Source organism: Arenibacter palladensis (genome assembly GCF_900129275.1).
Classification (GTDB): Bacteria; Bacteroidota; Bacteroidia; order Flavobacteriales; family Flavobacteriaceae; genus Arenibacter; species Arenibacter palladensis.
The window spans coordinates 327,363-348,202 of the sequence record NZ_FQUX01000004.1 but is presented as its reverse complement, the minus strand read 5'-3'; the positions used below and the strand labels follow the sequence as shown (position 1 = coordinate 348,202).

At 40.3% G+C, this 20,840-nt stretch carries 14 protein-coding genes; 7 read left to right on the top strand and 7 right to left on the bottom strand.

The genetic code is table 11. The annotated features are described in order from the left end of the window. Nucleotides 1-73 precede the first annotated feature (73 nt). Together BUA60_RS13770 and BUA60_RS13765 are read left to right on the top strand one after the other, a co-directional pair. Complete coding sequence (locus BUA60_RS13770) at nt 74-1,309, top strand: oligosaccharide flippase family protein (RefSeq protein ID WP_072862568.1); 1,236 nt, start codon at nt 74-76, stop codon at nt 1,307-1,309. A 256-nt stretch (nt 1,310-1,565) separates the two neighbouring features. Beyond that, entirely contained in the window at nt 1,566-2,795 is a 1,230-nt protein-coding gene (locus BUA60_RS13765) for a glycosyltransferase (RefSeq protein WP_072862566.1), read from the top strand. 57 nt (nt 2,796-2,852) lie between these two features. Here BUA60_RS13765 and BUA60_RS13760 read toward each other — a convergent pair whose 3' ends face one another. Genes BUA60_RS13760 through BUA60_RS13750 form a run of 3 tightly spaced genes read right to left on the bottom strand, consistent with a single transcriptional unit; the run spans nt 2,853 to nt 8,700 of the window. Next, on the bottom strand, nt 2,853-4,394 hold the full coding sequence (locus BUA60_RS13760) for a cellulase family glycosylhydrolase (RefSeq protein WP_072862564.1): 1,542 nt from the start codon (nt 4,392-4,394) through the stop codon (nt 2,853-2,855). A 12-nt stretch (nt 4,395-4,406) separates the two neighbouring features. Beyond that, nucleotides 4,407-5,612, bottom strand: coding sequence for an Ig-like domain-containing protein (locus BUA60_RS13755; RefSeq protein ID WP_072862562.1), 1,206 nt, complete (start codon nt 5,610-5,612; stop codon nt 4,407-4,409). Nucleotide 5,613: 1 nt separating this feature from the next. Then, nucleotides 5,614-8,700 carry a hypothetical protein gene (locus BUA60_RS13750; protein WP_072862560.1) on the bottom strand — a complete coding sequence of 1,029 codons (3,087 nt, stop codon included), beginning with the start codon at nt 8,698-8,700 and terminating at the stop codon, nt 5,614-5,616. 210 nt (nt 8,701-8,910) lie between these two features. Between BUA60_RS13750 and BUA60_RS13745 the strand changes: the two genes are divergently transcribed. After that, on the top strand, nt 8,911-10,050 hold the full coding sequence (locus BUA60_RS13745; RefSeq protein WP_072862558.1) for a response regulator: 1,140 nt from the start codon (nt 8,911-8,913) through the stop codon (nt 10,048-10,050). A 117-nt stretch (nt 10,051-10,167) separates the two neighbouring features. Beyond that, the gene (locus tag BUA60_RS13740; RefSeq protein ID WP_072862556.1) at nt 10,168-11,589 is read left to right on the top strand and encodes a sulfatase family protein; all 1,422 of its coding nucleotides are present in this window, start codon (nt 10,168-10,170) and stop codon (nt 11,587-11,589) included. A 58-nt stretch (nt 11,590-11,647) separates the two neighbouring features. Here the strand turns inward: BUA60_RS13740 and BUA60_RS13735 are convergent, their stop codons facing one another. From BUA60_RS13735 to BUA60_RS13720, 4 genes are all read right to left on the bottom strand, one after another. Beyond that, a complete protein-coding gene (locus tag BUA60_RS13735; RefSeq protein WP_072862554.1) occupies nt 11,648-12,637 on the bottom strand; it encodes a bile acid:sodium symporter family protein in 990 nt (329 codons plus the stop codon). A gap of 301 nt (nt 12,638-12,938) precedes the next feature. Next, nucleotides 12,939-13,967, bottom strand: a complete 1,029-nt coding sequence (locus tag BUA60_RS13730) for a zinc-dependent alcohol dehydrogenase family protein (RefSeq protein WP_072862552.1) — start codon at nt 13,965-13,967, stop codon at nt 12,939-12,941. A 181-nt stretch (nt 13,968-14,148) separates the two neighbouring features. Further along, nucleotides 14,149-15,234, bottom strand: coding sequence for a DUF6544 family protein (locus BUA60_RS13725; RefSeq protein ID WP_072862550.1), 1,086 nt, complete (start codon nt 15,232-15,234; stop codon nt 14,149-14,151). A gap of 215 nt (nt 15,235-15,449) precedes the next feature. After that, nucleotides 15,450-15,899: a hypothetical protein gene (locus tag BUA60_RS13720; RefSeq protein WP_072862548.1), complete on the bottom strand. Its 450-nt coding sequence runs from the start codon at nt 15,897-15,899 to the stop codon at nt 15,450-15,452. Between the two features lie 158 nt (nt 15,900-16,057). Here BUA60_RS13720 and BUA60_RS13715 point away from each other — a divergent pair, with 158 nt between their 5' ends. The 3 genes from BUA60_RS13715 (at nt 16,058) to BUA60_RS13705 (ending at nt 20,808) form a co-directional block, all read left to right on the top strand. Beyond that, complete coding sequence (locus BUA60_RS13715) at nt 16,058-16,900, top strand: universal stress protein (protein ID WP_072862546.1); 843 nt, start codon at nt 16,058-16,060, stop codon at nt 16,898-16,900. A 353-nt stretch (nt 16,901-17,253) separates the two neighbouring features. Further along, nucleotides 17,254-19,632 (top strand): TonB-dependent receptor, encoded by a 2,379-nt coding sequence (locus BUA60_RS13710; protein ID WP_072862544.1) that lies wholly within the window; start codon nt 17,254-17,256, stop codon nt 19,630-19,632. 21 nt (nt 19,633-19,653) lie between these two features. Further along, nucleotides 19,654-20,808: a PepSY-associated TM helix domain-containing protein gene (locus BUA60_RS13705; RefSeq protein ID WP_072862542.1), complete on the top strand. Its 1,155-nt coding sequence runs from the start codon at nt 19,654-19,656 to the stop codon at nt 20,806-20,808. Nucleotides 20,809-20,840: the final 32 nt, after the last annotated feature.

The following is a 20,840-nucleotide window of genomic DNA, read 5'->3' as shown; positions in this document are numbered from 1 at the left end:
AAAACATAAATGTTCCGGCTAAATACCACTTGTAAACACCGTATTAAGGAATACCATTAAAAAATAATCACACATGACCTTATCCAATATACTTATCAAAAAAATTTCCCCCGAACGGTTGTTTATGGGTAGTGCGCTCCTGGTTAACGGGGGCAACTACCTTTACAACTTGGCCTTGGGAAGAATACTGGGCCCTGAGGCCTTCGCAGAGGCAGCACTGCTGATAACACTTCTATTGGTACTTTCCTTTGTTGGAATGACCTTTCAATTAGTGACCGCTAAGTTTGCTGTTTTATTTTCTGAAGAGGATTACGCCCATTTTCAAAATACCATATACTCTTACGCCCTGGCCTTTGGTCTGGCCATTGGAACAATGGTTGTCTATTTTGCCCCTGAACTACAAACTTTGTTTCGGACCCAAAATTCCGGCATGTTCATCATCTTTGGGATTGGTATCCCAATTTACTTTCTTATGAGCGTTAACCGTGGCAAATTTCAAGGGTTCCAGGATTTTGGAAGATTATCCTTTACCTACCAAACTGAAATGTGGAGCAGATTGGGCATTACCATTTTATTGTTGGTGATACTCCCATTTGAACCTTCAATTTTGGTCGCCTTGGGGATTGGTACTTCCTTTCTTTTTGGATTGGTTCCCATTGATATAAAACAGGTAAGAGTTTTCACAAAAAATAGGCTCTCAAAAGAAAAAACAAAAAAAGTGTTACAATTTATAGGGCTTACCGCAGGTTATGAACTAACCCAAATTATCATAAACAACAGCGATATTCTGCTGGTAAAGCACTATTTCGATGCTATGGATGCCGGCCTATACGCATCCCTGGCCTTGATAGGCCGGGTGGTCTATTTTGTGGCTTGGATGTTTGTTATGCTATTATTGCCTACGGTAGTACAAAAACACAAGGACGGGGAACCTACCGTTCCCGTACTTTCAAAATACATAGGATTCATAGGACTATTATCATTTGGAATCGTAATGGCGTGCTATATGTTTCCTGAGCCCATCATTAATTTATTGTTCGGGGAGGCCTACCTATCCATGTCAAACTTACTCTGGCAATATGCCTTGGCGACATCACTTTTTGCGGTCTCCAATATTTTTGCCTACTATTTCCTGTCATTGGATCATTACGTACCCGTAATACTATCTGGTATTCTGGGAATATCACAGGTGTTTTTAATAATAATATTTCACAGTAGTCTCACCATGGTCGTCCAAATTCAGATCGTTGTTATGATAGCCCTACTAGTGGCCCAGGCCATCTACTTTTTAAGCAAATCCTTGAAGTAACAGGGTACTATTGCAAAAGCCTGACAGCGATAATCGACCGGTCTCCGATAATGCCCAATTCATACCTAAAATTAAAACGGAAATATGGAAACCTTGAGAATTTAAATGAATGATTGGCCTTGGACAACTCGCCCAAACACCATTACCATTCATCTATACAAAAGGACCAACCACCTCATAACATCAATATTTGCAGTATATATTGGTGAAATTTGTACCAGAAATAAAATCTAAATCTTAACACAAAACTTAACTTATGAAATTAGCCATCGTAACTGCCTACCCCCCCAGTAAAGTAACCCTTGCCGAGTACGGGTATCACCTAGTAAAACACTTTAGGTTGCAAAATGAGGTCAGTGAAATAGTTTTGATCACCGACAAAACCAACGAAGAAAAAGATCTGAATTTTGAAGAGGAAGGCTGCAAAATAACCGTCAAGGAATGTTGGAGTTTTAACAGCTACACCAACCTATTCAGTATAAACAAAACCATCTCGGAGACAGAGCCCGATGCGGTCTTGTTTAACCTTCAATTTCTGAAATTTGGAGACAAAAAAATACCCGCTGCCTTGGGTCTTCTTCTTCCTTTTATATGCAAACTAAAAGGGATTCCCACCATTTCCTTACTGCATAATATTTTGGAACAAGTAGACTTAAATAGTGCCGGTATTACCAAGAACATCTTTTTGCAGAAAGCCTATGGCCTAATCGGAGCTACCCTAACCAAGTTTGTTTTGGCGTCCGATGTACTTGCCGTGACCATTAGTAAATATGTAGATATCCTGGAAAAAAAATATAAGGCGAGAAACGTTGCTCTGGTACCCCATGGCGCTTTTGAAACACCTCCAGAACCTGATTACCGCTTACCTGAGGGGCCAAAACAGATAATGGCCTTCGGTAAATTTGGCACCTATAAAAAAGTAGAGATACTCATAGAGGCCGTAGAAATTATCAGGAACCGCAGCAATATGGATTTGGAAATCGTAATTGCGGGCACAGACAGTCCCAATACTCCCGGATATCTTGCGGGAATAAAGAAACGTTATCAACATATACCGCAAATTAGGTTTACGGGATATGTTGCCGAGGAAGATGTCCCTGTGATTTTCGCGGAGAGTGCCGTTGCTGTGTTTCCCTATACTTCCACCACAGGTAGTTCTGGGGTATTGCACCAGGCCGGTAGTTATGGAAAGGCTGTTGCCCTTCCAGACTTGGGAGATCTGAGTATTTTGGTAAAGGAGGAAGGGTATAAAGGAGAATTTTTCAAACCCGATAGTGCCGAGTCATTGGCCAATGCCATAGAAAATATTTTGAAGGATGATTTCTATCGTATCCAATTGGGAACGAACAATTATAAAGCAGCCTGCTCTTTACCCATGTCGGAAATCGCCAAAATGTACGTGAATTATTTTAAGGCGATTCAATTGGCAAAATCCGAAGGCTTTTCTTTAAAACTACCTAAAAGAGTGGCAGAACTGGAAAATTAGAATTAAGTTTCAGGTTAAGTGAGGATAGGGGAACGGTTTGGCTAATCGTTCTCCTTCCTATTTTTTGGAAATACGGTTTAGAAAGTAAAATGCTTTCTTTGGTTTACCTTCCATATCAAGACAACCAAAATATTTTTGGGGTTCCCTTCTCCAAGGCCGGTTGCCAACCACAGCGGACGGTACCTTTTCAAAATCGTATAAAGTCCATAATAGAAATGGTATTTGGGCTTCTTCCAAAATGGGTTGAATTTCCTCATAATAGGCCGCCTGTTTCTCCTCCGAGTTTAGAAAAGCATTCCACATTCCACTATAGGAAGACTTGCCATATTCCTGAAGTATCGTAATTTTATCTTTGGGAATCGCGTTTCTCAATTTTTGATAAGAAGGCATAAAATCCTGAATTTCCCTGTAATAGTGAAAAGAAACAAAATCCACTTCCTTGGCCATATTTACCGCGGCCTCGGGACTGGACCATCCTACTGTTGCGGGATGCAGTCCGTCCCATTTCTTTATCCTTAAACAAAGCTCCCTCAACCAGCCCAGCACATCTTCCTTTCCCCTTGCTTCAAAATCCAAATCGGGTTCATTCTTTAAATCCCATGCAAGCAAACTTGGATGATCCTTTAATGTGGTTACCAACTTTTCTGCATGTGTAAAGGTCTCCGTCCAATTGGGCACGCTATAATCTCCATAAAAATCAAATAGGGTGATGACCACCTTTATGTTTTGCTTACCCGCGATATCCAAAAGGGCCCTGACTTTGGCAAGTCTGTCCTGGTTTACCTGGGCCGCCCCAAAGTCCATATACGGAATAAAAATACGGACGGTGTTGAATCCCATGTCCCTTATAGTTCTAAAATCTCCTGAAATAATACTATCCTGAAACCGATTTCCAAAGGTATCCCAAGGACTGTCCTTAGGATAATAATTGAGTCCTTTAATATTTCGTAACGCTTCTTTATCAACAGCACTAATTCTGGGCTCCTTCTTCACCTTTACAGGTTCTGATGCTACCCTCACAAAATGACGTACCCTCCAAAAACCGTCCTCTAGAAGCATTACTACCTGGAATGTTGCAGTTTCATGATATTCCAAAACTGGATTGCCGTTTAAAAAGCCCTTCTTGTAAAGTGATACATTCTTATCGAGAAAAGAGATTTGGGTTCCATCGGCGCTATAGAAATTTAATTTGGGCCCATGTTCCAAAGTGGTCTGAACAAAGGTGGCGCCCTTTTCCTTGTTTGTATCCAGTATTTTATACAGTTTGGTCCTGGCACTTTCGGTAAAGTAGTCGCCAATACCGTAGTTATTGTTTGTAGACAGCGCGGTATTTCTCACGTACCAACCATTAAGATAATCCCGTTCAATTTTCGCCAATGTTTGTTTCTCAATTGGGCGGCCTTCCACTGAAGTTGTGTCCCACACCACCTTGGGCAAATAAACGGTAGCTCCTTCCCCACCTATGTGAAGGAGGGTAGAGCGATCCGCACCAGTATTCAGATAGGACCAAACCGAACTTATCCCAAAAAGCACCAAAGCATTTATGGCTAGGAACGAACCTATCAAAAGGACCCTTAAGATGTTCTTATTCCACTTCATTTTGAGTCAATTTTAAACGCATTTTTTTTTAACACCTGCACATTCCACGGTAATTTGATAATCCCCTCTAGGATAAAATCCCTTCTCCAGTTCAAATGACCCCATCCCAGATCTGGAATGGGTTTGTTGGGCCTCAATAAAATCGCCGTTACTGTCGTAAATTTTTAATTCGATAACCAATCCTTCCGGCACCAACTGCCCCATAAATCCAAGAATTGGCCCCACTATGATTTTTCGATTATTTTTGGACAATTTCACTTCAAAATCTTTTATGGCACTTTTAAAATTCAGCTGAAGCCCATTGCTCTTTGCCTCACCTGTAATATATGCATTAACCTCCCATTCTTCCTCCTCATTGGGATGTAACATATTGGCAGTTGCAATTCCGGCCAAGGTAGTCCCTGCAGATTTGAGCAATTCTCCCCTCTTATTTTTAACTATGAAATTAACCAAGGTTCCATCGTTAACCGTATTCCCAAACCTATCCGTTATTGGTGAGGTCATAAATCTAATTACTTGATTACCATCCGCAAAATCATGTACACGTTCAAATCCAATTTTGAAATCAGTACTATTGGCGGGTGATACAATGCTTGTAAGCTCCTTGGAAGGTATCCCGTTAACGGCCGCTGTAACCAACATACGTCCCGATTTTTCTTCCCCATATAGTAGCCTATAGGCAAGACCATCCTTGAGGCGAACTTCAAATACATTGGTTTTGGAATTAATTTGTTGGCTAATAGCGACAAGAGTACTATCCGGCAGTGGATTGTCATAATCATCGGTTGGGATAACCGTAAGCATGGAATAATCCTGGCCTCCAGCCCTAATACTTCTTGGCCCAAAATAGGTTTCTATTTTGGAGAGATTCCCAATCCGCGGACCAAGATAAAATTTATCCGATAACAGTACTTTGGAATTGGAAACGAGCTTCCAGTGGAATTCCCCAACCTCTTCCGTGAATTCTGGGGGAATATTGAACATGGCCTTATCATTGATTATTTTAGGTTGAAAAAACAGGGGACCAAAACTATTTTCCAACAATAGCAAAGCGTTTCCCTTTCCTTGAAGGTGGAATTGGAATTCCAACCCGTTCCCAACAGATGACGGATGTGAAATAGCTACTATTTCCGCCTTCAGGTTGGTATTGGGCACCTCCTCTTTCTCCCTACAACCGAGGCCTGTCAACATAACCAAAATGTAGAGCTTCCATTTCATATTACCTTGGATTTCCTATATAGCTGTTCAGTTCCAACTTTATAAAATCATAACCAAGCCCCTTAAATGGCTGCAGTTGGTCATAGGAATGCTGCTTATTCCGCTCCCCGATTACTTTTCCGGCAATTTCAGCGTTGGGCAGTCCATTTACATAACAGTTTTCTAAACTACTGTTGAGGATTTTCAACCCATCCAATTCCTTGATGTCATAGCGAAACGACTGTTTGCGCTGCACCCGGACCCCGTCCCTAACAAATTTATGGTCTACCCAAAGGAGATTTTTGTCCGCATCGTAATAGGAAATCAACAGTAAGGGAATGGTTACTTCCTGAATCCCTGAATTGTACAGTTGCCCCTTAATCCCTTCTGGCAACAATTGTATTTCCTGAAGTACCAAACCCTTATAAAGATCGGTATTGGCTACATTTCCGGCACATTGAAGATTGAATTTGGTAGGTTGCTCCGAAAATGTCACAGGGGTAAATTCATCGGGATTAAAAGTAGGGGGAATGGTATCTTTGGTCTGTGACCATGCAATACCTTCAAAATTGATTTTGAAGGTGGTAGTTTCCATTGGCATTAACTTATGCTTCATATGAAACTTGGCGTTATAACTGGCCAACTCCTTATCCTCATCATTGTACAATGTAGCCTTTAGAACCACATCGGCAGGAACATTGTCAACATTTTGCAATTCCCCGATAACCGAGTAACTTCCATCCATTTTTACCAATTTGGCGCTAAGCACCTCCAGTACAGGTTGTTTTAGTACATCTTCATGATGGGTCTGTTCCGTGGTTATTCTGCGTCGACCATGGTTATAAAAAGTAGTATTGTTGGATGTAAACAATTGATCCGTGGGAATGTCGCTATCCAAAAGGGAAGGAACTATATACCATTTTCCTTGACGTTTAACCAAATCATTATTATAAGTTTTTTGTATTCGTTCCAAAGGGGTTACCCAAAAGGTTGCTACCTCTGCCCTGGCATTTAGGTCCGTCTCATTGGATAACTTTATTTCCATTGCATCCAATTTGGCATACGAGCTTAAGATACCGTCGGTTACAGATACCTCTTGCATATATTGGGCAATGGAAATTTCCTTTTCTACATCCAAAAATGAGTGCGCCGTCTCAAACTCCTTAAAATCCAACGCATTATAATAGGCCTTAACCACATTTTGTGGAGACCGTTGTGCTGTGTTGTGTATATAAAACTGGTAGATTCCAAATCCTAACAACAATAAAATCAAAAATGCCCAAAGATGATTAATACTGATAAGCAATGATGGGAATTTCCTATAATCAACCCCATACTTCATATAGTCCGGTTGCCGGATTATTCTTGAATTAAGTATGCGAATCCAAAGCAATTGAATATTGATAACAAAGGCTATCAAGATAGTGAGAATAGGAACAATGCCCCACATTAACTTCAGCCATTGGGCCACATCCTCTTTGGGAAGTATGGAGGGCACCGGAGGTACGTTTAATTTTTCCCAAACCATAATGCCATTTTCCAAATGCTGTAGACGTTGCCATCCACAGAAATAAAGAATGGGGTCATAGAACTTATCATTACTAAAAATGTACTTAAGGTTGTACTTTTCCGGAACGGTCAAAAACTGCTGTAGGGAACCAATGCCCTCTACCCCTCTAAATTTGGAATTCTCCAAACGCTCAATAGCCCTGGTGGTCAATTCTGGCAATCGTCTTGCAGAATGATAATTGCCATCAACAGTCATGGCATTTGTCTGTGCTGAGAGCCAAGCCATTTGATCCCCAAAACCCAAGGGCAAATACCGCCACTGGTCATGTTGGTCCTGATTTAAAAAATTAACGATGGGCAGCATTTTTATTTTTTGGGGCTGGGAGGGTCTAAAATACCCTAAACTCATTGTAAAAATGACCATTAAAAGTATGCTCCCTCCAATTAAAATACTTAACACCCTATGGTAGATTGCCCCAAAACGTAGTTGAAGTTGTTGTTTTAAATCACCTTCGGCCAATCTATAAATAAACTCACCAAAAATAGGCAACGCCATTATGGTTGCCCAAAGGGTAAAACGGTCCAAGGTCAGGATATTAAACGCAGTTTCGCCCAATACCTTAAGTGGAATTGGGGTTGTTCCCCCAGTGCCCAAAATAGTAAGTGCCGATATGGACAAACCAAAGAACAAATATCGTTTACTATAAAACCGGTAAAAAATATAGGGCAGAAAGAAAAGCAAAATTCCCCAAGGTACTATAAAGAAGACCAGACCCGAAGAGGTTACTTCCAGAAAATTATCCCTGGAACCATGTGGAATAGGGATTTGGGTAATGGGATTCTTTTTGGAATTGATCCAATAGGGCAAAATACAGACCACTATTAATACCAAAGAGGAAAAACCAAATCCAACTATACGCCAAAATAGCTGTCTAAAAGATTTAAAGAACACCTTAAAAGTGAGCTCCCTATTAGTAGATACCTTATCACGGGATACATCCATAACCACCATTCCAATAAGTGGAAAGACAAAGAATACCATTCCAAAAATAGGGGTAACATGATGTGAGGTTACCGTTACGGCTATCAAGGACAAAGAGGTCAGTAAATAACGGTATCTCCCAGTTTTGATCCATAAATATATCTCGGGTAAGGAGTGCAAAAGAACTGAAAGTCCAATAATACTGGGCAACTGCCCAAAAATATGCAAGGTTTCTATAAAGGTGGTAGAAAACACCGCCAACAAGGCAGTATAGCCCGCTACTTTTTGATTCCCCGTCATTAAAAGCCCAAAACGGTAAGTACCTGTAATAAATAGAACAATCCCCAAGAGGGCTACTGTAAACATTCCAAATTTTAGGCCACCTATGTAGGACAAAAGAGCAATGGACTGATGCACCAAGGGTGGATAGCCCTGAACTGTGAACCCAGTGTACCACCTATAATCCCATGGCTCAAACCAACTATTGGCATAATGATCGGCAAAAAAAAGATGGATCAGAGCATCATAGGTAGATTCCAATGTAAAAAATATGCTGGCACCATGAAATGTAAGTCCAAAAAACAGGGCCAAGACCAGTAAACTATTGGTGTTTTTCATTAATGGATTGTAACAGAATTATAACAATTTAAAGGTAGCATTATTGTATAAGAGACTACATATCAGCCATCGCAGCAAAAAATCCATTCATCTATAGAAAACTGCCACTGAACTTTTGACCATCATTTAAAAGGGCAGCTTGTTGCTACATTTGCTTCAGAAATCACGACAAACCCAGCTATTTAAATAAATAAACTTAAATCTTAACCTATGAAAATTTTAGCCATTGACGATCAACAACTAATTCTCCTATCTGTAGAAAAAAGACTATCCGAGCTCGGATATGAAGTAAAAACAGCAGATAATGGAGCTAAAGGAATTAAACTATACGACAGCTACAAGCCGGACCTAGTATTGGTAGATATGAACATGCCGGACATGTCCGGCATGGAGGTGGTTAAACATATTAGGTTTTTCAAGGATTCCAAAACACCTATTCTGGTCATGTCCGGAAATACGGATGAATCCATTATCCTAGACGGCTTTACCCTCGGTATAGACGATTATATGAAGAAACCTGTGAGTTTAGATGAAATGACCGCTAGGATCAAAAGAATAGTCGGAAGTCCTAAACTCTCCGTGGATACATTGCCAATGGCCAATACCAGAATGCTACAAAAAAATTGCGTTGGCGTAGTAATCCCATGTTATAATGAGGAGGACAGACTTTCCAGTGACCAATTCAGGAATTTTGCTTACCAAAACCTCGGTTACCACCTTTGTTTTGTAAACGATGGGAGTACAGACAATACTATGAAAGTGTTGGAGGAACTTAGAAAAGGAAACGAGTCCAACATTAGTATATATAACTGTGAAAAAAATGGTGGGAAGGCAGAAGCGGTCAGGCAAGGAATTCAATATTTGATGCAGGATGAACAATTGGATTATATAGGGTATTTGGACGCAGATCTCTCCACAGATTTCAGGGATTTTGACGACCTGGTCAAAACCATGGAAACCTCTAAATTCAAAATTGTGAGCGGCTCACGTATTAGTAGAATGGGGGCTGACATTACCAAGGAATCCGCCAGAAAGATTATTAGTAAAACCATAAATATAATTATCCAAAAGATTCTTGGAATGCCCTTCAAGGACACCCAATGTGGCGCCAAAGTGATGAATAGGGAAATTGCATCAAGTATGTTCCAAAAGAAATTCATTACCAAATGGTTGTTCGATGTAGAAATATTTATGCGCATGCGTAAGCATTACGGTAAAAAGGAGGCCACGAATATGATCTGCGAACAACCCCTAAAACGCTGGATACATGCGGACGGATCCAAACTATCCATGAAAGATTCCATCAAAATTGTAGGTCAATTGGCAAAGATTGCAGTGGTTTACAATTGAGCTACAAGGAGGTATCTTTAACCTAATTTTAAATTGAGATACCTCTTTTGGCTTTAGGGATTTTATTATGATCATTTTTTGTTATCTTCAAATCCGAAATAACAACAACCAAAAAAAATGATCAAACATTGGCTTAAAACAGGCTTAACTTTTAAAACCTTATTCACTCTAGTACTATTATCTTTTTATTTCAGTATTAGCTACAGCCAGGAAAATTTAGGCAAAACCCCTAATTTCATCATCATTTTTGCGGACGATCTGGGTTATGGCGACCTGGGTGTTTATGGTCATCCCACCATTAAAACACCGCATTTGGATAAAATGGCGGCCGAAGGCCAAAAATGGACCAATTTTTATGTGGGGGCCAGTGTATGTACCCCTAGTAGGGCAGCATTATTAACCGGTCGGTTACCCGTAAGAAGCGGAATGGCAAGTGATACAAAAAGGGTGTTGTTCCCAAACTCTAAATATGGTTTGCCAAGTTCGGAAATAACCTTGGCAGAACAATTAAAAAAAGTAGGCTATAGCACGGCTTGTGTTGGTAAGTGGCATCTAGGCCATAAGAAAGAATACCTGCCCACCAACAATGGTTTTGATTATTATTTTGGCATCCCCTACTCCAACGACATGGATTTTGTGGGTGATTACAAGGCGTTTAAGGAAACTAAAGGAAATTTACCTACAGAAAATTTCAATGTGCCCTTGATGCGGAATACGGAAATAATAGAAAGGCCTGCCAATCAAAATACCATTACCAAAAGATATGCGGAGGAAACCATTTCTTTCATCAAAAAAAATAAGGACAATCCTTTCTTTATTTACTTGGCGCACAATCTGCCCCACATACCCCTATTTGCCTCAGAGGACTTTTTGGGCAAAAGTAAAAGGGGTATTTATGGAGATGTATTGGAGGAAATTGATCATGGCATAGGACAAATTATAGCAACGCTAAAGGAAGAAGGATTGGATAAGAATACCATTGTGGTATTTACCTCGGATAACGGCCCTTGGCTTTCCTATGGGGTTAATGGAGGAAGTGCAGGCTTATTAAAGGCCGGAAAAGGAATGACCTGGGAAGGTGGCATGCGCGAACCATGTATATTTTGGTCGCCAACCAATATTAAGCCAGCAGTGATTTCCGATTTGGGTACTACCATGGACCTTTTCCCTACTTTTAGTGCCTTGGCCGGTGTTCCAATGCCTAAGGACAGGATTATGGATGGGTTTGACCTAAGTTCCACCTTATTGAAAGGCGATCCCACTCCAAGAAAGGGGGTTTTCTATTATAGGGGAACACAATTATATGCGGCCCGACTTGGAGATTACAAGGCGCATTATATTACCGAAGGTTCCTATGGGCAATTTGGTGAAAAGGAAATACATAATCCACCAATCCTTTACAATCTAAGTGTGGACCCATCCGAAAACTTTGATTTAGGGGCAAATCACCCAGAAATTCTTGCCGAAATTGATCTTATGGTCAAGGAGCACCAGTCCAATTTAGTAAAAGGTAAAGACCAACTGGTGGATATTGAATAAACAATTATAAGAAAACAGCCCTAAAGTTCCGTAGAAACTAGGTCTATGGAATTTTAGGCTAAGCCTCTACTATGGGTTTCCCCTTTTCTGGTCTGGTGGCCCGTATTCCGGCAATTATGCTCAAAATTAAGATTTGGGTGGCATGGAATATCATAAGGGGCAGTAAAATTATGCCTATAGAAGCCATATTTCCAAATAGAATTTTGGAGAAAACGGTCCCGTGAACCAAGGATTTTTTGGTGCCACAAAACTGGGCCGTAATTTGGTCCTCCGTATTGAATTTTAATTTTTTGGCTACAAATCCTGTTATAAAGAATGCCATGTAAAACAATCCCAATACAGCTACAAAAAGTATCCCCAAATCCAAAAAGGATACCACACCAAAAATGTTTTCTTCAAACGATTCCGCAAAACTTTTATAGATGATAAGTAGAATAATGGACTTATCGAAAAGGCTTAAGTAGCTATTATATTTTTGTGCCAATATCCCAAGAAATCGCTGTAAAAACAATCCCAATATTACGGGTAGAATAATTTGCAGGATGAGTTTTGAATAGATGACTGCAAAATCAAAATCTGTTCCTGTCTCCTGTACAAAGGGCCCCATCCACAATGGCGTTATCAAAATGCCAATAATCCCCGAAATACTGGCATTAAATATTGCAGCCGGGATATTGCCCTTGGCCATGGAGACCATTACCACCGAGGAAGATACCGTGGACGGTAGTGCCGCCAAAAAAAAGAAGGCCAACCATAGGGTCTGCTGCTCTGCATTTTGCATTAGCGGATAAAATGCCAAAACAATTAGGGGGAAAATCAAAAACGTGGAGGCCTGTACCAGCAAATGCAACTTCCAGTTCTTGAGTCCTGCCTTTAATTTGGAGGGACTCAATTTTAATCCATAAAAGAAGAAAATCAATGAAATTCCTATTGCACTAATAGTATCGATAGGAACGCGACTGTCTGCCGCACCCCATTGTGGAAAAATATAAGCTATTCCTATAACAGCTATTATAGATAGGACAAACCCATCAAATCTTACTTTCATATTAATTTCAATATTACCTTAGACTAAACAGCAGGGCATAACAAACCTCACCACCGTGGGCATAACCCCGATGCCCTTAACACAAAACCAGGTACAAACAAATACCTACAATGTTGGCGCAAAGGTATTTGTTTTCTAAACATTTTAAACACTATTATTTTTTTCAATGGTCAACAACACCCAACTACAAATTAAGTTGAATATCAAGTACAAAATGTACGGGAAACTTTAATTAAGGGAACAAGGAATAGGAATAAGGATGGTAATCTGTCATGGAAACAGTTGGCTTTCACGTTGCAGCTCATGAAATTTTTAAAACCTTGGCTCCAATAATATGTTTTTGCTTTAATTCCAAAAGGGCCAAATTGGCATCTTCCAAAGGATACACCTGTACTTTAGGTTTAATGCCCGCTTTCGCTGCCAGATTCAAAAAATCCACCACGTCCTTTGCCGTAACATTGGCGACGGACTTAATTTCTTTCTCCATCCAAAGATGATCTTTATAATTCAGGTTTTGGAGGTAATTTTGATCGGTTTCCTCCTTCCTAATGGCATTGATTACCAATCTGCCACCCTTATTTAGAAATTGAAGTGCTTCCACTATAGGTTTCCATGCCGGGGTTGTATCTATAATACTGTCCAATTTTACCGGTGGGGTACTGGAGGTATCTCCTGCCCAGTCCGCTCCCAAATCCAGGGCAAAACGCTGTTCCTCCTTCTTTCTGGCAAAAACATAGATTTTGGTATTGGGGTAACAGTATTTTACCATTTTTAGCACCAAGTGCGCCGACCCTCCGAAACCGGTAAGACCCAAACTATCCCCGTCTGTCAATTGTGAAAGTACTATTGAACGGTAACCAATGGCCCCAGCACATAAAAGTGGAGCGGCCTCGGTATCCGAATAAAATGCAGGAATTAAATGGGCGTATTTTTCAGGAACTGTCATATATTCGGAATATCCACCATTCACATCTTTTCCCGTCGCCAGAAAATTATCGCAGAGATTCTCAGTGCCGTCCAAACAAAAATTGCATTTGCCACAGGCCGAATATATCCAGGCAACCCCTACCCTATCCCCAATCTTGAATTTGGACGCAGCTGTTCCCAACTTATGCACCCTACCAACCACTTGATGCCCTGGCACCACAGGAAATGACATGGGGCTTATCCTCCCCTCTATTTCATCCAATTCTGTGTGGCATACCCCACAAACGGATATCTTTATCAAAACTTCATTTGCTTCAGGTTCAGGGATTGGAATATCCACCAAATCCAAAGGATGTTCATTAACTGTTAAATCGCTAACGCGATTCAATATCATTGCCTTCATTCTTTCACTTTATTTGTATTCCCCTTACTGCATTTCAACTATAAATTCTTGGGGAATATTTGTTCTGTATTGGCAGTTTTATAATTATTCCAAATGTCATTGTATTCTGTAATCCAAATTGGCTTTTTAAGGCAATCTATAGACCATGTGCCATTATTTATTGGATTTCATTACCAAATACCTAAGGGCTCAAAACATTGTAAACCACATCCGTGACCCGGAATTTCCCATAGACAAAATCCCCATCAGGATAGTGCCATATGGCCTCGCCATAGTTAGGCAATTTATAGCCGTTAACTTCCTGATAATTGCTTGCAGGAGTTGAAAAAGGAAATGCCTTCATTTCGGAAACGGAATAGCGATCCTTGGAAACAAAATTTATTAGTTGTCCCTTTTCATTAAAATATAAATTGGCAGATATAAAGGTTCCCTTGTTATTAAAGGTGGCTTTTGCGCTCAAAGCATCCAAGGTCTCCCATGTTATTCTATCATCTATTAGGGCTGCCGGGGCAAATAAACATAGATCGTTAAAAAAGGTGACCGTTTCCGTAGGATACAATTCCGGTTCTGACAAGTCCACCACCGAAAAAAGAGAAAGGAGCTTTATCCGCATGCTTGCTGTTTCGTTGGTATACTTATGATAGCCATTAGTTGGCAGCCCCATTATCTTGGCCTTCATAAAAAACAAACGCGTTGGGGAATCCATAAAATTGTATTGTTCCGAGGTAAAATGAAACCAATCCTTGCCCTTATCGCGCATTTCTCCGGTGAACACAATTTTCATATTGTAAACCTTGGGTTTTCCCACCGCCCCCACATAACGCAGATAGTTCTGGACGCATTCTGGCAAAGGTTCCAGATCTTTTTCATTTAGAATCTCAGGTGTTGGGGCCACTAAGCTCATGGCAGCAGCAACATCCTCTTTAAAACTATTTTCAAATGTTAAATTGGATTGGCCAATTATAGCTGCGACCAAAATAATAGCATTCGCAATTGTCCCATATTTGGCATATGCCCAAGTGTTGAAAATTAAACCCTGTGAAAGAACCACCATAATAATTCCCAGTATTGGCCACCAGTCCTTTCTTAAAAAAAATGCAATTGCCGTCACTAGAAAAAGTAAGGCGGCTAAAAGCCAAAGTATTCCCATTGGCCTTGAAATTTCTTTGGTGAATTGTGCCATCTCCCCAAATTGGAAAGCTTTTGCAAAACCCATCAAATGGATAAGGCCGTGCAGGATTATCAATAACACCAACACAATGCGCATATCCTACCTCTTTAAAATTATCAATAAATTAATCAGCTTATAATTCATAAGTTTAGTTGAATTTACGAAGCGTTTGCTCATTTGTTCTTCCTCTTTTATCGGTTGTTGTCAGGATATGTTGATCAACTGTTTACAATCCCTTTACAAGGGTAGAAAAAGTACTGCTTCAAACATATCGCACTATAATACCACTAGGGTGGACGAAGTTATTTATTTCACTGGTCCATCAAACTTGCAAGGGACTCACTATCAATTATAAATTCCGTTATGGCAAAGACCTCTTTCCTATTGCTACGGAACAGTGTTACGAAATTTGCCACCTCTTCTTCAAGATGTTCATGCTCGGTCCTAATTATACTGGCGTCGGCCTTATTGTAATCCTCAACCATTTGGCCCAAATGTGTCCTGTGTCTTCCTACTTTCTCCAATAAATCCCGGCAATTGGTCTTTAGGTCGAACAATCCAACTTTAAGTTCTTTTACCATATCCAAATTTTCCGGCTTGGTAATCCACATAAAGTATTTTTCTATTAAATGATGTAAAAAGCGGAGGTCGTCCTTATAAAACTCCAAATCGGATTTCCAATGCTCCGTTAAAGCGTACAACTCGGACCAGGGTCCGTCCTTAACAAATTGAATATCCTTATTGTCTTCAGTATTTCCCATGATGCCAAATATTAATGATTACGGCATTAAAATTAGTTTAGTTAAGGGTCTTTGAAAATGACATATATCAGGTACCCCAAAAGCAATGCATGACAACGGTCATTTTGAATAAAAAATATATACTGTAGTTTAGGAAAAGAAATCCTAATCGGTAAAAGATGAAAAACATTCTCTACGCAACGGACTATTCCCAAAATTCGGTCGCGGCCTTACGATTGGCCCACCTAATGACGAAAAAATTTGATGCAAAATTGTTTGTAATGCATGTTTTTGATATCCCAATTACACTAAGCACTGTTTCTATAAGCCACATTAAAAAGGAAAAGAGACTTTTGATCGAAAACCACAATAGGTTGAAAGAATTTTGTGCTAAACATCTGGGAGAAACTTGGGAAGGCTGTAGTATTGATTTTATAGTTGAAGAAAACGCATCAGTGGTACAAGGCATCTTGGAAAACGCTACGAAACTTGAGGTTGATCTCATTGTTGTTGGGACCAAGGGCACAAGTGCTGTTAAGGATTTTCTTTTTGGCAGTGCAACCACAGCCATAATCAAAAAGGCGCCATGTGCTCTATTGGCAGTTCCTGCCATGTCCCCACTAGAGGATTTTAAAACCATGGTTTATGCCACCGATTTTGAACAGGCCGATATTTTTGCCATCAATAAGCTTGTAAGGATTGCCAAGAAATTCAATGCGCTTCTTCGGATCGTTCATATTTCTACCCCTGGGGAATACGCGGGAGACCAGCAAATGGAATGGTTTAAAGAAATGCTAAAACAAAAAGTGGTTCATGGCAAAATGGAATTCGATCTAATCCTGGAGGAAGACATTTTTGTAGGCCTAAATAGGTATTTGGAAAAATCCAATGCAAGATTGTTCGCGATGCTAGAGCGGAAGGATAGCTCCTTTTACCAAAGATTCCTAAAAACTGATAAGGTAAAGAAAATGATATCGGATACTACCATACCCCTCATTAGTTTCAACGTTGGGGGATTATAAACTCCATTTCAGCCCGGTATACACCTCATAATCCCCTTGGCAGAATCAAATCAATAAATTGTACCATAGACCTTGATCCCACCATTTCCCTTTTCCTTTTTATTTAATTTGACTTCCCTGGACTTTTCTAGGAGTTAATTATGGTAAGCACCTTTAGATTTGCTTAAAAATTTGGTTTAAGTGGATGGATTGGGGTACTTCCTTACACCACATAACGGTTGCCCAACCCCTAAAACAGGGGCTTAATAATCTTTTACACATTATTATTTAAAATTATTCTAAATAGTTTTGCGCAATAAAAATTTCCATTCTATTTTAGCGCCTTATTTATAACCAGTCTAATTTAAAATAAAATGAGGAATTTATTTCCAATTATCAATATGTTGATAACCACCTCCATTTTTGCCCAAAATTATGGGACAATTAGTGGAACTATACTGGACAATGAGAACAATCCTGTCCCATTCGCCAATATCTTTATAGAGGAACTTAAAAAAGGTGGGCTGGCCGATGAATTTGGCAAATATATCCTACCTGAAGTACCCTATGGGGACTGGCAAATTAAAGTTAGTTCTGTAGGATTTGGGACTAAAAAAATTCCAGTGACCGTATCTTCGGCCTACATCGACAATCAGATAATAAAACTTAGCTTGGACAACCCTTTAAGTGAAGTAGAAGTATTTGGTAGAAGGTTATCCCATCCCGATAAAATTGAGGCACTTACACGTCTACCCTTGGAGCCTTACGAACAGATTCAGAGCATATCGGTCATTTCGGAAAAATTAATCGCAAATCAAGGTGCCCTTACCATTTCCGAAGCTACTAAAAATGTTCCTGGCGTGTACACTTTTGCCACCTATGGCAACAAAAGGGAGAGTATGTCCTCCCGTGGTTTTAGAGGTATTCCCATACTAAAAAATGGAGTTAGGGTACATTCAGATTTTAGGGGTGTAGGTATTTTAACAGATATGCAAGGAGTGGACAATATACAAGTTCTAAAAGGTGCAGCTTCCATTACACAAGGGGTAGCTACCGATTTGGGAAGCCCGGGAGGGGTTATCAATATCGTTACCAAAACCCCGATCTACCAATTTGGAGGTGCGGTTACCCAACGCTTTGGTAGTTTTGGGCACGTAAGGCCTACCTTCGATATTTATGGCCCAATAGACGATAACCAGTCTGTAGCCTTCCGTATCAATGGTGCTTTGGAACGGGCAGACAGTTTTAGAACCGGTGTTAGTTCCGAGCGTATCTATATTAATCCTTCACTACAATGGAAAATAGACAACAAGACAAAGGTAACCTTGGAGTTTGATCATTTTGACGATAGCAGAACCCCAGATCTAGGTACCGTAAATTTGGCCTCCAACGATGTAAGTGCCATATACGATCTTCCTGCCGATCAATTTCTAGGATTTGAAAACGACCGTTCACTCACTAAAAACACAACCTATTCACTGCGGTTCGACAGACAATTGAACGATAAACTTACATTGAAGACCGCCTTTTATAAATCCCATTTAAAATTGGACGACAAAGGAGCCAGTTTGGGCAGTGTAGTTGCCGTAGATGATGTGGAACAATACAACCTACGTACCAGGGGCTATTCTACTTCTACCCGAAACGATAATAACGGTGTACTACAGATTGATCTGATTGGTGATGATTTTAAAACCGGAAGTATTAAACACACCTTTCAGGTTGGGTTCGACTATAGAACTTCAAAATACAGTACCAGTAGCCAATCGCTTAGCGTTATAGATACGATTAATGTTTTTGAGGACAATACCAATACCTTGCCCAATGTAACACTTAACCCTGGAGATCCTGGAGCTGCCGAAAGCAAATCCCTAGGCTTCGTAGCGCAGGACGTGGTTTCTTGGACGGAATGGTTCAAAACATTTATGGGAATTAGATATAGTACTACGGAAACCGTTACGGATGTAGAAAATGACAAAAGTGACGCCTTTAGCCCACTCGGGGGAATTATAGTTAGTCCCTTTAAAAATATCAACGTTTTTACATCCTACACCAATAGTGCCTATCCCAGAACTGCCGCACGCCTTGGTGTAAATGGAGAAGCACTGGGGAATGAAAGGTACGACCAATTGGAAGCTGGTGTAAAAACTAGTTGGCTTGCGGACCGTTTACGATTTAACCTTACCCTTTTTAAAATCAACAATAAGAACATTAACTTACCTGTGTACGATGAAAACTGGGTAGCCACGGGCTATTACCAAAAAGGTGGTAATGACCAAAGACAGGGAGTTGAAGTGGAACTTACAGGACGAATTCTGGAAAACCTGACCGCGGTTGCAGGCTACTCTTACATTGATGCGCAGTACAAAGAACATACCTCTTATGTTTATGGTTCGGCACCACTTAACACCCCCAAGCATACCGCCAACGTATATCTGGATTATACCTTCCAAGGTCCACTCCAAGGACTTTCTTTGGGTGGTGGTGTATATTACACCGGAGAAAGACCCATCAATGATTGGTCGTCCGGGGCAGTTACCCATGAAGGTATAGTTCCCAATGAAAAACCATTCAATGTAGAGGCTTATACTTTGACCAATTTTCAAGCTGGATATAAGTTTAACCATCATTGGGATGTTAGGCTAATGGTGAACAATGTTTTTGATCAAATTGGTTACAATGCCTATCGTACCAGCTATATTAACCAGACCGATCCCAGATCCTTTGCAGGGATATTACGATATACACTCTAACAACCAAAAAATAGTCCAAAAATGTCCAAAAAAGCTACAAAATATACCTTACGAAAATTTATAAACGATGCGCATCTTTGGTTGGGGATAGGCAGTGGAATTATTCTGTTCCTCGTCTGTTTTAGCGGTACCGTATTAACCTTTGAGGAAGAAATAAAAGACCTTTTCGCCAAGGAGTTTGTGGTTGCAGATGCTTCTGGAAGCCCTCTTTCCATGGTGGAACTAAAGGAAACCTTGTCCAAGGAAGGCATAGTAACCAATGTCACCATCCCAGCAGTAAGGGACGAAGCCCTAAAATTCAGTGTAAAAACTTCTCCAAAGGAAAGAAGGGGTACCACCTTTTTCGTTGACCCTTATTCAGGAGAATACCAAAAAGTTCAAAAATCCGATTTGGATGGATTCTTTTCGACCATGTTCAAAATGCACAGATGGTTACTGCTGGAAACCGAAGTAGGAAGGCCCATCGTTGGTGTGGCCACCCTGATCTTCCTATTCTTGGCAATCAGTGGTATTATCTTGTGGTTTCCCAAGAAAATGAAATGGAATAATTTTAAACCGGGCTTCAAGATCAAATTTAAAGCAAACTGGAAGCGGATCAACCATGACCTGCACAATACACTTGGATTTTATGCCTGCATCTTTTTGGTCATCATGTCGCTGACCGGATTATTCTGGTCCTTTGAATGGTATCGCGATGCTGGTAGCAAGGTATTGGGCACCAAGGTTTTCGGAAATCGCGGTGGTGGGCCTCAATTTGAATCGTCACTAAAGCCCGGCACCACCAAAAAAACCTTTGAAGAGATACTACAGCTTACGTCAACGGAATTGGCCTTTGAAGGTGAGACCACCATTACCATACCGGCTACGGACAATGAAGTGTACACCATAACCAAAAATAACAATTCCAGATTTTCACCTGTAATCACCGATAAGCTTGTGTTGGATAGGGATGGTACCCTACTTCATAAGGAGCTCTTTGCCGATAAGCCCTTGAACGTTCAGATAGCCTCCTTGATCAAACCTATACACATTGGTACCATTTACGGCAGCTTTTCAAAAATTATCTACTTCTTTGCCTGCCTTATCGCAACTAGTTTACCTATTACAGGAACCCTTATCTGGATCAACAAACTGAAAATAAAGAAGTCAAAAAAGAAGCAACCTGCATTTGTCTAAACCTCATACCTTGAGGTTAATACATGTTTTAA